Origin of the sequence: Massilia sp. LjRoot122, from assembly GCF_964252725.1 — a bacterium.
Taxonomy (GTDB): Bacteria; Pseudomonadota; Gammaproteobacteria; order Burkholderiales; family Burkholderiaceae_D; genus Telluria.
Genome location: NZ_CAXUPB020000001.1, coordinates 2,161,886 through 2,175,515, shown reverse-complemented (window position 1 = coordinate 2,175,515; position 13,630 = coordinate 2,161,886). Strand labels below are relative to the sequence as shown.

Here is a 13,630-nt window from a genome sequence, read left to right as displayed (position 1 = left end):
TAGCGTGTCAAGATTTATCGAGAACCTGCCATGCGCACCCTGCCACCTACTCCGGGACCGGGCCCCACCGGCGAGCGCCCGGTCTGCCTGTATGCACGCGACCTGCCAGCCGACGTCTCGGTCGGCGCCCACAGCCACGAGTGGGGGCAGCTGACCTATGCGCACAACGGCATGATGCGGGTGAGCGCGGAAAACAGCAGCTGGATCGTCCCGCCCCAGCGCGCGATCTGGATCGCGCCGCACGTCGTCCATGAAGTGACGATGCTGGAAGCGGCCTGCCTCAGTCCCTTGCGGATCCACGCCACGCGCGACCCGTTCCGGGGCGAGCGCTGCCGCGTGGTGGAGGTGGGCAGCCTGCTGCGCGAACTGATCGCCGCCCTCGAACCGGGCGACCAGCCGCGGGCACCGGAGCGCGCCGAACTGCTGGGGGAGCTGATCCTGGACGAGCTGGCCCGCGCGCCCTCGCGCCCGATCCGCGTCCCGCTGCCGGCCGACAAACGGCTCAGGGGCCTGTGCCAGGCGCTGATCGACGCTCCCGGCGACACCCGGACCCTCGCGGATTGGGCACCGGCCGTCGGCGCCTCCGAACGCACGCTGGCGCGCCTGTTCGAGCGCGAGCTGGGCATGAGCTTCGGCCAGTGGCGCCAGCAGGTGCGCCTGGCCCATGGCGCCTCGCTGATCGCACGCGGCATGCCGCTGTGGCAGGTGGCCCAGCAGCTCGGCTACGCCAGCCAGTCGGCCTTCACGGCGATGTTCAGGAAAACCTTCGGGACCACGCCTTCCGCCTTCTTCGCGGACGACCGCATCAAAAGCTGATGATGAAGCGCGCGCCCGCGCCGACCGGCCGCGCATAGCGCACCGTGCCGCCGTTCTCGTGCACCAGGTGGCGCACCATCGCCAGCCCGATGCCGCCGCCCTGCTTCTTGGTCGTGAAGAAGGGCGTGAAGATGTGCTTGACGAGGTCGGGCGGCACGCCGGGGCCGTCGTCGGCCACCTCGATGCGCAGCCGTCCGCCGCGCACCAGCCTTGCGCTGACGCGGGCCCCGCCCCGGGCGACGCCGGCGCTGGCCTCGAAGGCATTCTTCAGCAGGTTGATCAAGGCCTGCTCCAGCTGCCCCGGATCGGCCACCAGCTCGAGCGAGCCGGGTTCCACCGAAAACTGCACTTCGCCGCCACGGGAACGCCAGGCAGGCGACACCAGTGCGCGCACCCGTTCGAACAGGCCGGCGACAAGAATCCGTTCCGGCCGCGCGGCCGGAACGTTCGACAGGCTGCGGTAGCTGGTCACGAAGTCGGCCAGGCTGTCGGCGCGCCGGCTGATGGCGTCCAGGGCGGTGACCAGGTCATGCCCGACATCCGGCGGCAAGGCCTCGCGGCAATCCTCCAGCATGTCGCGCGCGGTGCGCGACAGCGAGGCCACCGGGGTCAGCGAATTCATGATCTCGTGGGTCAGCACGTGCACCAGCTGGCGCCAGGCGTTCAGGGCCTCCGCTTCCAGCTCGCTCTCGACCGGCATCAGGGCCGCCAGGCGCTGGGCGCTGCCCTGCAGCGACAGTAGCGATACCGCCAGCATTGCACGCTCGGCCCCGCGCTCGGTGTCGAACTGGATCAGGGTGCGGCGCTCCAAGGCTTCTTCCGCCAGCTGCCGGTACAGCGCCGCCGGATCGCTGGCGCGGCCCGGCGCGACCAGCTTGCGCGCATTGCCGTTCAGGGGCGCCACCTTGCCTTCCCCGTGGGCGCCGTCGATGCGGAACAGCGCGATCGGCGCGTGTTCGAGGCTGGTCTCCAGCGCCAGCGCATTGTCGACCAGGTGCTGCTGCTCGATGCTGAGCACGGCCTTCGGTTCCGGCGGCTTGGGATGGCGCAGCATGGCCAGGCGGTCCAGGCAGCGCCACAGCCTGAACATGAGCGGCAGCGCCGCCAGGCCGCACAGCACCACCAGGCGCGGGGAATCGTGGACCATGCCCGCGCCGAAACCGAGCGCCGCGACGCCTGCCACGCACAGCAGGACGCTGGCCTTCAGTTGCCCCTCGCGCGGCTCAGATGCCATGCTTGCCCAGCTTGCGGTACAGCGCGGCGCGGCTCAGGCCCAGCATGCGCGCCGCCAGGCTGATGTTGCCCTTGGCCTTGTCGAGGGCGGCGGCGATGGTCTCGCGTTCCAGCGTGCCGAGGCTGAATTCCTCGGGCTGCGCTGGCTCGGGCACGGCAACGGGAACGGCTGCCGGCGCGGCCAGGCCGAAGTCTTCGAAGCGGTATTCCGGCTGGGCCGCCAGGATCGCCGCGCGCTCGCAGGCATGGCGCAGCGCGCGCACGTTGCCGGGCCAGGACCAGGCGCACAAGGCATCCTGCGCATTCGGCGCCAGCTCGCGCACCGGGCGCCCGTACTGCTGTTCGTACAGCGACAGGTAGTGGTGCAGCAGTTGCGGAATGTCCTCGCGGCGCTCGCGCAGCGGCGGCACGCGCAGCACGATGGTGTTCAGGCGGAACAGCAGGTCGGGCCGGAACACCGCTGGATCGAACAATCGCGCCTCGTCCAGGTTGGTGGCGCTGATGATGCGCACGTCGATCGCCTCGGCGCGGTCGGCGCCCAGCGGCGTGACTTCGCGCCGCTCCAGCGCGGTCAGCAGCTTGGCCTGGGCGCCGAGCGGCATGTTGCCGATCTCGTCGAGGAAGAGGCTGCCGCCGCGCGCGGCCTGGAAGCGTCCGGCGCGGTCGGTCCTGGCATCGGTGAAGGAACCCTTGCGGTGGCCGAACAATTCGCTTTCGAAGGTCGATTCCGGCAGCGCGCCCATGTCCACCGCCAGGAAGGTGGCGCCGGCACGCTTCGAGGCCGCGTGGATGGCGCGTGCCACCAGTTCCTTGCCGACGCCGTTTTCGCCCAGCACCATCACATTCGCCTCGGTCGGCGCGACGGCGGCGATCATCGCGCGCAGTTCGCGCATCGGGCCGGACTCGCCCATCAGCGGCGAGGCGGCCGGGGCGGCGGAAGCGGCCGGCGCGGATGCCGCCCGGCGCGCCAGCGCGCCGTCGACCGCCGCCACCAGGCGCGCATTGTCCCAGGGCTTGGTGATGAAGTCGCTGGCGCCGCGCTTGAGCGCCTCGACCGCCAGCGGAATGTCGGCATAGGCGGTCAGCGCGATCACACCCGGCGGCCGCGGCAGCGCGCGCAGGCGGTCGAGTACAGCCAGGCCCTCGGCGCCGTCGATGCGGCCGGGAGTGAAGTTCAGGTCGAGCAGCACCAGGTCGGGAACACCATCCGCCAGCTGCGCTTCCAGTCCACGCGGGTCGTCCAGGGTCGCGACCCGGCCATGGCGCCGGCGCAGCAGCATCTGCGCGGCGCAGGCGACGTCGGCGTCGTCGTCGAGGATCAGGATGGATGCGGTCGAAGGAAGCATGCAGGGTGGGCGCAGGTAGAAACAAAGCGCATTCTAGCAGCGCAGAAAGGGCAAGTGATCGTCGGCCGGACAGCTGTCCGCCTGCGAACATGCATACCTGTCCGGATCCGGACACTTTTGTCCGAAACCCTGTGCCAAGGGGCGAAAAAGCGGGTGGCACGGAAGTTGCGATGACTGAGGCATCGCAAACCAGTCTCACAGAAACGTCAAGAACATGGACCGACTCCCTCCCCAAGCCGTCACCGGCGCCGCCATGGATGCGGTGGTACCCAAGCGCCGCAGCAAGCTCTATGTACGCGCCGGCGTCACCCTGGCCCTGTTGGCCGCCTTCGGCGCCGGCGCCTGGCACTTCATGCCGCACGGCCTGCAGGTGGCCGCCGCCGACCTGCGCGTGGCAAGCGCCGCCAACGGCATCTTCCGCGACGACATCGTGGTGCGCGCCACCGCCCAGCCGCTGAATTCGATCATGCTCGATTCGGTCGAATCCGGCCGCGTCGAGGAAGTGCTGGTGCAGGACGGCCAGTCGGTCGACAAGGGCCAGCTGCTGTTCCGCCTGTCCAACCCGCAGCGCAACCTGGCCCTGCTCGAGCGCCAGGCCGAGCACGCCCAGCAGATCTCCAACCTGGCGAACCTGCGCGTGGCCCAGGAAACCAGCCGCAGCGAGCATCGCCGCCGCCTGTCGGACGCGGAGTTCGCGGTGCAGCAGGCCGAGAAGCAGCATGCCCGCAACAGCCGCCTGTCGCAGCAGGGCTTCATCTCGGCGGTGGCGCTGGAAGAATCCGCCGACAGGCTGGCGCAGCAGCGCCGCACCCTGGACAACGAGCGGCGCCGCTTCGACACCGAAGAAAGCGTGCGCCAGCGCGGCCTGCAGCAGATGGAAACCGCCATCGACGGCCTGGCTTCCGGCCTGCAGCTGGTCAGCGCCACCGTCGATGCGCTGGCGGTGCGCGCCCCGGCGGCCGGCATGCTGACCGACTTCCGCCTGCAGGTGGGCCAGACCGTGCAGCCGAACCAGAACATCGGCCGCATCGACGACCCCAAGCGCTTCAAGCTGTCGGTCCAGATCGACGAGTTCTACCTGAGCCGCATCACACGCGGCCTGCCCGGCAGCGTGAGCCAGGACGGCAAAGCCTACCCGCTGCAGGTCAGCGCGGTGTTCCCGCAGATCCGCGAAGGCCGCTTCACCGCCGAGATGGTGTTTACCAAGGACCAGCCGGCCGTGATCAGCCCGGGCCAGAGCCTGGACGCCCAGCTGACCCTGGGCCAGTCGGTCCAGGCCCTGCTGCTGCCGACCGGTGCCTTCGTGAACGACACCGGCGGCGCCTGGGTGTTCGTGGTCGACCAGGCCAGCGGCCGCGCCGAAAAGCGCCCGGTGCGCCTGGGCCGCCGCAACAACAGCCACGTCGAGGTCCTGTCGGGCCTGGCCGCCGGCGAGCAGGTCATCATTTCCAGTTACGGGCCGTTCGGCAAGGCCGAGCAGCTCCAGGTCAACCAATAAAAGCGAAAGGAAGCAGCATGCTGAAACTCAGGGGCGTCTCCAAGATCCACCTCGCGGGCGAAGTCCAGACCCGCGCCCTCGACCGCGTCGACCTCGACATCGCGGCCGGCGAATACGTCGCCATCACCGGGCCTTCCGGCTGCGGCAAGTCCACCCTGCTGAGCGTGCTCGGCCTGCTGGACGTGCCCAACGAAGGCGACTACTTCTTCGAAGGCCAGAACGTGGCCGGCTGGAGCGAGGCACGCCTGAACGCGCTGCGCCGCGGGAGGGTCGGCTTCATCTTCCAGAGCTTTAATCTCATCGAGGAGCTGAGCGTGTTCGAGAACGTCGAACTGGCACTGGAGTACACCGGCACCCCGGCCGCGGAACGGCGCCGCCGCGTCGACGCCATGCTGGACCGCCTCGGCGTGGCGCACCGCGCCAAGCACCGCCCTTCGCAGCTGTCGGGCGGCCAGCAGCAGCGCGTCGCGATCGCGCGCGCCCTGGTGGCCGAACCGGCCATGCTGCTGGCCGACGAACCGACCGGCAACCTGGACACCGCCCATGGCGACGAGGTGATGCGCCTGCTGCGCAACATCAACGCTGAAGGCACCACCGTGGTCATGGTCACCCACTCGCCCGCGCACGCGGCCCAGGCTTCGCGCACCCTGCACCTGGTCGACGGCCGCGTGGTGGTCGACGCCCTGCAGGCGGCATGAGGAGCCATTGATGATTCTTCGTGATTTCCGCATCGGCTGGCGCCTGCTGGTCAAGGAATCCAGCTACTCGGCCGTGGTGGTGCTGGGGCTGGCGGTCGGCTTCGCCGCCTGCTTCCTGCTGCTTGGCTACGTGGCCCATTCGCTGTCCTACGACCGCCACGTGCCGCAGCGTGAGCAAATCTACCGCCTCATGCAGAAATGGAATACCTCGGGCGCGAGCGGCAACTGGAACGATTCGACCAGCCTGCCCGCGCGCGACGCCATCGTCGCCAGCGGCGCGCCGCTGCTGGCCAGCGCCTTCATCGAGCGCGACATCGACGTGCGCTCGGTCGTCAATGGCAATGCCCAGGTACAGACCATCAGCCTGACCGTGGTCGACCCCGACTTCCGCCGCATCTTCAACCCGCCGGTCGTCGCCGGCGACCTGGCCGCCGCGCTGGCCCGCCCGGATGCGCTGGCCCTGACCCGCGAGACCGCGGTCAAGCTGTTCGGCAACGTCGACGTGGTCGGCAAGACGGTGCAGGTGGCGGGCCAGCCCTACCAGGTGCTGGCGCTGCTGGAAGACCAGCCGGCCGCCACCACCCTGCCCTTTGCGTCGCTGGCAGGCAGCAAGACCTCGATCTGGCATCCGGAGTACCGCGAGCTCGTCACCACCAACTGGGGGTCCTCGCACGGCGGCGTCTACGTCAAGCTGCTGCCCGGTGCCGATCCGCGGACGGCGCTCGATGCGGTGCGCCGCGCCATGCTGGCCTCCAGCTTCTACCAGCGCCAGAGCGCGGAGCAGATCGCGTCCCTGAACGGCCGCGACATGATCGATTTCCGCCTCGGCCCCCTGAGCGAAGCCTACCTCGACCCGCTGATCAAGGGGACGACTTCGACCCACGGCGACCGCAAGACCATCTTCGGCCTGGCCGCGGTGGGCGTGCTGATCCTGGTGCTGGCCGCCACCAACTACGTCAACCTGGCGACCGTGCGCACCCTGCGCCGCCAGCGCGAGATCGCGGTGCGCAAGGTCCTCGGCGCCTCCACCCAGGCGGTGAGCCGCCACTTCCTGGCCGAGTCGGTGCTGGTGTGCCTGATCGCGACCGCCATCGGCCTGCTGCTGGCCTGGCTGCTGCTGCCGGTATTCTCCGACCTGGTGCAGCGCAAGCTGGACCGCATGTTCACCCCCGCCTCGCTCGGCCTGAGCGTGCTGCTGGGCGTGTTCGTCGGCGTGCTGGCCGGCGCCTATCCGGCCTGGTCGGCCATCAAGGTACGCCCGACCTCGGCCCTGGCCGGCCGCGGCAACAGCGAGACCGTGGGCGGCCTGCGCCTGCGCCGCGTCCTCACGGTGCTGCAGTTCGCCACCGCGATGGGCCTGACCAGCCTGACCCTGGCGGTGGCCTGGCAGACCCGCTACGCCAGCAACCTCGATCCCGGCTTCGACGCGGCCCCGCTGCTGATCGTGCCGACCGCCGACGACATGCGCAGCGCCAACGTGCGCGCCTTCCGCGACGCCCTCGCGCGGCTGCCGGGCGTGTCCGGCGTGGCCGTCAGCGACGCCCCGGTCACCGTCAACTTCAACAGCACCGCCCTGCAGCGCGACGGCGGCGCCCCGATCGAGATCAACTGGTCCCGGGTCAGCCCGGAATTCTTCGGGGTCTACCGGATCAAGCCGGCGGCCGGACGGGCATATGAGGCAGCGCGCGACAAGCCCCAGGACGAGAACAAGATCGTCATCAACGAGGCCGCGGTGCGCAAGTTCGGCTTCGCCAGCGCCCAGGATGCGGTCGGCAAGTTCGTCCGCACCCCGCACGACAATGACGTCATGCAGGTGCTCGGCGTGGTGCCGGACATCCGCCACCGCTCGGCCCACGAGGAGATGCAGGCCACGGTCTACTTCCTGGGCGAGCGCACCGGCGTCTTCACCGTCCGCGCCGAGCAGGATGGGGCGGCGGTCCAGCGCGCCATCGAGGAACTGTGGCCGCGCTACTTCCCGAACGACGTGCTGGAGGTGCAGCGCATGGCAGCCATGTTCGCGTCGAGCTATGCGGACGACCTGCGCCTGGCCAAGCTGCTGGCCGCGTCGAGCGTCATCGCCACCGCCATCGCCGCCTTCGGCATCTACGTGCTGGCGGCCTACAGCGTCCAGCGCAAGGCACGCGAGATCGTGCTGCGCAAGCTGTACGGCGCCGGCCATTCCGCCATCGGCCGCCTGGTGGCGCGCGAATTCGTGGTGCTGATCGGGATCGGCGCCCTGTTCGGGCTGCCGGTGGCCTTCGTGGCGGTGCAGCGCTATCTCGCCAGCTTTACCGAGCAGGCGCCGGTCGGGGCCTGGACCCTGGCGGGAGCCTTGGTGGTAGCGGCGCTGGTGGCGATGGGCTCGACGGCCCGCCATGCGGCGGCGGCGATGCAGATCCGGCCGGCGCAGGCGCTGCGCGAGTAATAGCGACGGCCGGATGCCCAGCGCATCCGGCCTCCTGTTTAGTAAACCAGCTAAACAATGGCTGAGTTGGGGGCGCAATATTGCTCAAAAGGCAAACTGAGCTTATACATGGGAGACACGATTCGTTAGCCGTCATTGTTGGAGACCCCATGACCGTTCGACCCATCCGCACAGCCATCTCCCACCCTGCCCTGGTCTTGTTGGCCGCACTTGCCTCCGGCCTGCCGCCGGCGCAGGCCGCGGCGCCCGGCACCCCGGCCGCCGCCGTCAACGTCTTCATCGGCACCGGCGGCGACGGCCATACCTTCCCCGGCGCTTCCCGCCCCTTCGGCATGGTGCAGCTCAGTCCCGACACCCAGGTGCGCCACTTCCGCCAGAGCTATCCCTGGGCCGCGGGCTACCGCTACGAAGACACGTCGATTCTCGGCTTCTCGCACACCCACTTCTCCGGCAGCGGCCACTCCGACCTGGGCGACGTGCTCCTGATGCCGTATAGCGGCGATACCAAGCTGGAGCCGGGCTATCCCGAGCGTCCCCATTCGGGCTACCGCTCGCGTTTCTCGCACGACCAGGAAAAGGCGGAACCGGGCTACTACGCGGTGCGCCTGAAGGACAACGAGGTGGACGTGGAGCTTACCGCCAGCGAGCGCGTGGGCCTGCACCGCTACCGCTTCGGCAAGGATGCGCCGGCCAAGGTCATCTTAGACCTGCGCGGCAGCATCTACGACCACGCCGGCAAGAACCTGTGGTCGCGCCTGCGCCTGCGCGACGCCCATACCCTGACCGGCATGCGCGAGACGCGCGGCTGGGCGCCGGGCCGCCAGCTCTACTTCGCCGTAAAATTCTCGCGTCCGATGAGCGCGCACCAGCTGCACAACCGCGAGGAAGCCATCGAGTACCGCGGTTTCGCCGCGCCGGGCAAGACCCCGGCGGACAAGCTGCTGGTCGAGGGCAAGGCCCTGGTCGCGGCGCTGGAATTCGGCGCTCCTCCGGATGGGACCCTGCTGGTGAAGGTGGCGCTGTCGCCGGTGAGCGAAGACAATGCCCTGGCCAACCTCGAAGAGATGCCGGGCTGGGACTTCGACGCCGAGCGTGCCGCCGCTTCCGAAGCATGGAACGGAGCGCTGTCCAGCGTCAAGGCCGAGGCGCCGGAACCGATGCGCACCATGTTCTACACCGCCCTGTACCACAGCATGCTGGCGCCCTCGCTGTTCATGGACCGCGACGGCCGCTACCGTGGGCCGGACAACGGGGTGCACCAGGCCAAAGGATTCAACTTCCATTCGACCTTCTCGCTGTGGGATACCTACCGCGCCCTGCACCCGCTGCTCACCCTGGTGGCGCCGGAAAAGCGCAATGCCGACTTCGTGAATTCCCTGATCGCGGCCCGCGAGCACAGCCCCTACGGCATCCTGCCGGTGTGGTCCTTCCATGGCCTCGAGACCTGGTGCATGATCGGCTATCACGCGGTGCCGGTGATCGCCGACGCCTACATGAAGGGCATCCGCGGCTTCGATGCGGACAAGGCCCTGGCCGCGATGCGGGCTTCCGCGGAGTACGGCCCCTACGGCGGGCTGGAACATTACATGAAGCTCGGCTACGTGCCGATCGACCGCGAGCCGGAAGCGGCCTCCAAGACCGTGGAATATGCCTTCGACGACTGGACCATCGCGCGCATGGCCGAGAAGATGGGCAGGAAGGATGTCGCCGCCACCTATTACAAGCGCGCACAGAACTACCGCAACGTGTTCGACAAGGAGACCGGGTTCATCCGCGCCCGCAAGTCGAGCGGCGAATTCCGCACGCCCTTCAATCCGGTGCAATCGAACTACGGCAGCGACTACACCGAGGGCAGCGCCTGGCAGTATTCCTGGTATATGCCGCACGATAACGCGGGCCTGATCTCCATGCTGGGCGGCGATAGCGCGCTGGCGGCAAAGCTCGACCAGGTGTTCGACGCCAGGATCGACGACAAGGTCTACGGCCACATGGAAGACATCTCCGGCCTGATCGGCCACTACGCCCACGGCAACGAGCCCTCGCACCACGTGGCCTACCTGTACAACTATGCGGGCGCGCCCTGGCGTACCCAGGAGCGCCTGAGCCACATCATGGCGACCCAGTACGGCAACCGCCCGGACGGCCTGTCGGGCAACGACGACCTGGGCCAGATGTCGGCCTGGTTCGCGTTCACGGCGCTAGGCTTCTACCCGGTGGCGCCTGCTAGCGGCGAATACGTGATCGGCCGCCCCTTCCTGGAAAAAGCCCAGCTCACCCTGCCGAACGGGAAGCGCTTCACGGTGCGCGCCGAAGGGCTGTCGGCCGCGAACCGCTACGTCGGCCGCGTCACCCTGAACGGCAGGCCGCTTGCCCGCACTTACCTGAAGCACGAGGAGCTCAGCGCCGGCGGTGAGCTGGTGTTTACGATGCAGGCGGCGCCGAACAAGGACTGGGGCAAGGAGCGCGCCGCCCGTCCCTACACGCAGACGGCCTACCAGCCCTGATCAGCGCAGGTCGCCCGTCTCGAAGTAGATGCTGCCGCGTACCGGAGCGATGGTCTTGCGCTGTGCTTCAGGGTTGTCGAGGCCGGACTTGCGAATCGTGATCGGGGACGGCGCCGGCGCGGACAGCGCGACGATGTGGTCGAAGTCGGGCCGGCTGTCGATTTCCTTGACCAGGAAGCGGCCGACCGGCAGGTAGCGCGCCTCGAGGCGGCTGCGCACGGCGGGGTCGAGCCGGCGGTACAGGATCACCTGCTCGACCACGAACTGCGCCGCGGCATGCATGCGCTTGCCCTCGCGTTCGAAGTGGCCGCTGAAGACATCCGCGCCGAAGCTGCGCAAGGGCGAGGCGCTGGCCGGATCGAGCCGCGACATTATGCCTTCTTTCATCGCGGAATCGGACGCTCGGCACAGCGCCATTGCGCTAGGATGGGCGCCTACACAGCAAGGAGACCAAGATGGGCGAATCCGAAATGGCGAACGTGCAGTCGTGCATCCAGGCTTGCGAAGAGGCGATGCGGGCCTGCCAGGTGTGTGCGGCAGCCGACATCCGCGAAGGCCAGAACAACTGCGCGCTGATCAACCTCGACTGCGCCGACATCTGCGCGGCCACCCTCAACGTGCTGTCGCGCGGTTCGCCCCATCATGGCGATTTCTGCGCGCTGTGCGCCCACATCTGCCGCGCCTGTGCGGCGGAATGCGCCAAGCATGCGGCCATGCACCAGCATTGCGCCGACTGCCAGGCGGCTTGCGAACGCTGCGCCGCCGAGTGCGACAAGCACGCACGCGAACGGCACATCTGATCGTGCCGGCGGCCCGCCGGCGCCCTGCTTTGCCTGCCAGCTCTCGGGCTGGCCCTGTCGCGCCCACCCCGCATACCGACGGAAAATAATCCCTTTTCCGCGTGGCATCAGCTATGATCTGTCCATACATATGCATACAGGGCTGCGGCGCTTACCGGCGCCGTGGCTACGGGACATCGCCTGGCGATGTGTGTTAGACGTCAACAGGCGGCCTTACGCGGTTTCCATGATTCCAAAAGCATCGGGCATTACCCAGCAGGACAAGACTCCATCCGCGCGGCTGGCGCGCCTCACCCGCTGCGCCGGGCCCTATGCCAGCCTGCTCCAGATGCTGCTCATCGGGCTGGCCTTCCTGACCCTGTCGCGCCTGGCCCTGGCCATCTGGCAGTGGGACCGGGTGCAGGCCACCGGCATCTCGTCCGTCCTGTTCCTGCAGGGCCTGCGCGCCGACCTCATCCTGCTCGGCTATTTCCTCGCCATTCCGCTGCTGGTAGCACCGCTGCTCGCGCACCGCTTCGCGGCCCGCTTCTGGCGCGCGGCCACGGTGGGCTGGGCCACCTTCGCCCTCGTCTTCATCGTCTTCATGGAACTGTCCTCGCCACAGTTCATCATGCAATACGACGTACGCCCGAACCGCCTGTTCATCGAATACCTGGCCTATCCACGCGAAGTGTTCGCGACCCTGTGGAACGGCTTCCGCACCGCCCTGCTGCTGGGCGTGGGTGCCACCCTGGTGCTGGCCGTGGTCCTGTTCCGGCTGCTGCAGCGCGCCTCCTCGGGCATGAACATGTGGACCTCGCGCAAGCTGCTGCTGCTCTGGCCGCTGCTCTGCCTGGTCGTGTTCATGCAGGTGCGCTCGACCACCGGCCACCGCCCGGCCAACCCCGCCCTGTTCGCGCTGACGGGGGACTCGATGGTCAATTCCCTGATCATCAACTCGGCCTGGTCGGTATTCGATGCCATCGGCTCGATGCGCAAGGAAGCCGCCTCGTCCGAGATATACGGCCACATGCCGCGCGCGACAGTGCTGGAGCAGGTGAAGGCGGCGCCCTGGCTGCGTGAGGCCCGCTTCGACACCCCGCAACTGCCGACCCTGCACCACCAGCAAGCCGCGATCGCGCGCGCGCGGCCGCTCAACCTGGTGATCGTGCTCCAGGAGAGCCTGGGCGCGACCTTCGTGGAATCGCTGGGCGGCCTGCCGGTGACGCCGGAGCTGGAAAAGCTGAAGCACGAAGGCTGGTGGTTCGAGCAGCTGTACGCCACCGGCACCCGCTCGGTGCGCGGCATCGAAGCGGTAGTGGCCGGCTATGCGCCGACGCCGGCGCGCAGCGTCGTCAAGCTCTCGCTGGCCCAGCAGAATTTCTACACGCTGGCGGCCGGACTGGGCCAGCAGGGCTACCAGACCGAGTTCGTGTACGGCGGCGAAGCCCACTTCGACAATATGCGCAGCTTCTTTACCGGGAACGGCTTCCAGCGGGTGGTCGACATCGGCCAGATGCGCCCGGGCTTCGTGGGCAGCTGGGGCGCCTCGGACGAAGACCTGTTCGACAAGGCGCTGGAGCGCCTCAAGGACCTGCACGCGCAGAAGAAGCCCTTCTTCAGCCTGGTGTTCACCTCGTCCAACCATGAACCCTTCGAATTCCCGGACGGGAAAATCGCCCTGCACGACCCGGATAAACAGACCGTCAACAACGCGGTGAAGTATGCCGACTACGCGCTCGGCAAATTCATCCGCGCAGCCAAGCAGCAGGACTACTGGAAGGACACCGTGTTCCTGATCGTGGCCGACCACGACAACCGGGTCTACGGCAATGCCCTGGTGCCGATCAAGAAATTCCACATCCCGGGCCTGATCCTGGGCGCCGACATCCAGCCGAAACGGATCGCCACCATCGCCAGCCAGGTCGACCTGGGCCCGACCCTGCTGTCGCTGCTGGGCGTGTCGAGCACCCACCCGATGATCGGACGCGATTTCGCGCGCGACAGCACGTCGCCCGGCCGCGCCCTGATCCAGTTCGACAACCTGTTCACCTGGCTGGAAGGCAGCTCGGCCACGATCCTGCGGCCCGGCAAGGCGCCCCTGCTGGGCCGCTACGACGCGGCCACCGGCGTCCTCGATCCGCATGCGGGCACGCCCAGCCGGGCCCAGGTCGAGCAGGCGATGGCGCACGTGATGCTGCCGTCGCTGCTCTACCGCGAACAGCGCTACCGGCTGGCTCCCTAGGCTTGCAGCGCGGCAGCGCTGGAAACAAAACAGCAACAAAGTCGGCCGGCCACGACGGTTTCTTCGACTTGGGTTCCTGCTAATAT

Annotated in this window: 10 protein-coding genes; 7 read left to right on the top strand and 3 right to left on the bottom strand. The window is 68.5% G+C overall.

Going from position 1 to position 13,630, the window contains the following annotated elements; all coding sequences use genetic code 11:
• The first annotated feature begins 30 nt into the window (after positions 1–30).
• Positions 31–816 carry an AraC family transcriptional regulator gene (locus ACSQ25_RS09580; protein ID WP_436105461.1) on the top strand — a complete coding sequence of 262 codons (786 nt, stop codon included), beginning with the start codon at positions 31–33 and terminating at the stop codon, positions 814–816.
• Here the strand turns inward: ACSQ25_RS09580 and ACSQ25_RS09575 are convergent.
• Positions 806–2,050 (bottom strand): sensor histidine kinase, encoded by a 1,245-nt coding sequence (locus tag ACSQ25_RS09575; RefSeq protein WP_436105460.1) that lies wholly within the window; start codon positions 2,048–2,050, stop codon positions 806–808. The genes ACSQ25_RS09580 and ACSQ25_RS09575 overlap by 11 nt on opposite strands.
• Complete coding sequence (locus ACSQ25_RS09570; protein ID WP_436105459.1) at positions 2,040–3,395, bottom strand: sigma-54-dependent transcriptional regulator; 1,356 nt, start codon at positions 3,393–3,395, stop codon at positions 2,040–2,042. The genes ACSQ25_RS09575 and ACSQ25_RS09570 overlap by 11 nt, the downstream gene beginning before the upstream one ends.
• Before the next feature lie 214 nt (positions 3,396–3,609).
• Here ACSQ25_RS09570 and ACSQ25_RS09565 point away from each other — a divergent pair, with 214 nt between their 5' ends.
• The 4 genes from ACSQ25_RS09565 to ACSQ25_RS09550 all read left to right on the top strand — a co-directional run bounded on the left by ACSQ25_RS09565 (position 3,610) and on the right by ACSQ25_RS09550 (position 10,520).
• Entirely contained in the window at positions 3,610–4,893 is a 1,284-nt protein-coding gene (locus ACSQ25_RS09565; RefSeq protein WP_436105458.1) for an efflux RND transporter periplasmic adaptor subunit, read from the top strand.
• Between the two features lie 17 nt (positions 4,894–4,910).
• Positions 4,911–5,591: an ABC transporter ATP-binding protein gene (locus ACSQ25_RS09560; RefSeq protein WP_436105457.1), complete on the top strand. Its 681-nt coding sequence runs from the start codon at positions 4,911–4,913 to the stop codon at positions 5,589–5,591.
• A 10-nt stretch (positions 5,592–5,601) separates the two neighbouring features.
• Positions 5,602–8,016: an ABC transporter permease gene (locus ACSQ25_RS09555; RefSeq protein WP_436105456.1), complete on the top strand. Its 2,415-nt coding sequence runs from the start codon at positions 5,602–5,604 to the stop codon at positions 8,014–8,016.
• 149 nt (positions 8,017–8,165) lie between these two features.
• Entirely contained in the window at positions 8,166–10,520 is a 2,355-nt protein-coding gene (locus ACSQ25_RS09550; protein WP_436105455.1) for a GH92 family glycosyl hydrolase, read from the top strand.
• On the opposite strand, the gene ACSQ25_RS09545 is transcribed toward ACSQ25_RS09550, so the two are convergent.
• Positions 10,521–10,907 (bottom strand): hypothetical protein, encoded by a 387-nt coding sequence (locus ACSQ25_RS09545; RefSeq protein ID WP_436105454.1) that lies wholly within the window; start codon positions 10,905–10,907, stop codon positions 10,521–10,523.
• Positions 10,908–10,975: 68 nt separating this feature from the next.
• Here ACSQ25_RS09545 and ACSQ25_RS09540 point away from each other — a divergent pair, with 68 nt between their 5' ends.
• Complete coding sequence (locus tag ACSQ25_RS09540; RefSeq protein WP_436105453.1) at positions 10,976–11,320, top strand: four-helix bundle copper-binding protein; 345 nt, start codon at positions 10,976–10,978, stop codon at positions 11,318–11,320.
• Positions 11,321–11,546: 226 nt separating this feature from the next.
• Positions 11,547–13,544, top strand: coding sequence for an LTA synthase family protein (locus ACSQ25_RS09535; protein WP_436105452.1), 1,998 nt, complete (start codon positions 11,547–11,549; stop codon positions 13,542–13,544).
• Positions 13,545–13,630: the final 86 nt, after the last annotated feature.

Excerpts from the sequence above, each read along its gene's own strand:
- ACSQ25_RS09575 (WP_436105460.1), bottom strand. The coding sequence starts at position 2,050 with ATGGCATCTGAGCCGCGCGAGGGGCAACTGAAGGCCAGCGTCCTGCTG.
- ACSQ25_RS09550 (WP_436105455.1), top strand. The coding sequence starts at position 8,166 with ATGACCGTTCGACCCATCCGCACAGCCATCTCCCACCCTGCCCTGGTC.
- ACSQ25_RS09535 (WP_436105452.1), top strand. The coding sequence starts at position 11,547 with ATGATTCCAAAAGCATCGGGCATTACCCAGCAGGACAAGACTCCATCC.
- ACSQ25_RS09560 (WP_436105457.1), top strand. The coding sequence starts at position 4,911 with ATGCTGAAACTCAGGGGCGTCTCCAAGATCCACCTCGCGGGCGAAGTC.
- ACSQ25_RS09545 (WP_436105454.1), bottom strand. The coding sequence starts at position 10,907 with ATGAAAGAAGGCATAATGTCGCGGCTCGATCCGGCCAGCGCCTCGCCC.
- ACSQ25_RS09555 (WP_436105456.1), top strand. The coding sequence starts at position 5,602 with ATGATTCTTCGTGATTTCCGCATCGGCTGGCGCCTGCTGGTCAAGGAA.
- ACSQ25_RS09580 (WP_436105461.1), top strand. The coding sequence starts at position 31 with ATGCGCACCCTGCCACCTACTCCGGGACCGGGCCCCACCGGCGAGCGC.
- ACSQ25_RS09540 (WP_436105453.1), top strand. The coding sequence starts at position 10,976 with ATGGGCGAATCCGAAATGGCGAACGTGCAGTCGTGCATCCAGGCTTGC.
- ACSQ25_RS09570 (WP_436105459.1), bottom strand. The coding sequence starts at position 3,395 with ATGCTTCCTTCGACCGCATCCATCCTGATCCTCGACGACGACGCCGAC.
- ACSQ25_RS09565 (WP_436105458.1), top strand. The coding sequence starts at position 3,610 with ATGGACCGACTCCCTCCCCAAGCCGTCACCGGCGCCGCCATGGATGCG.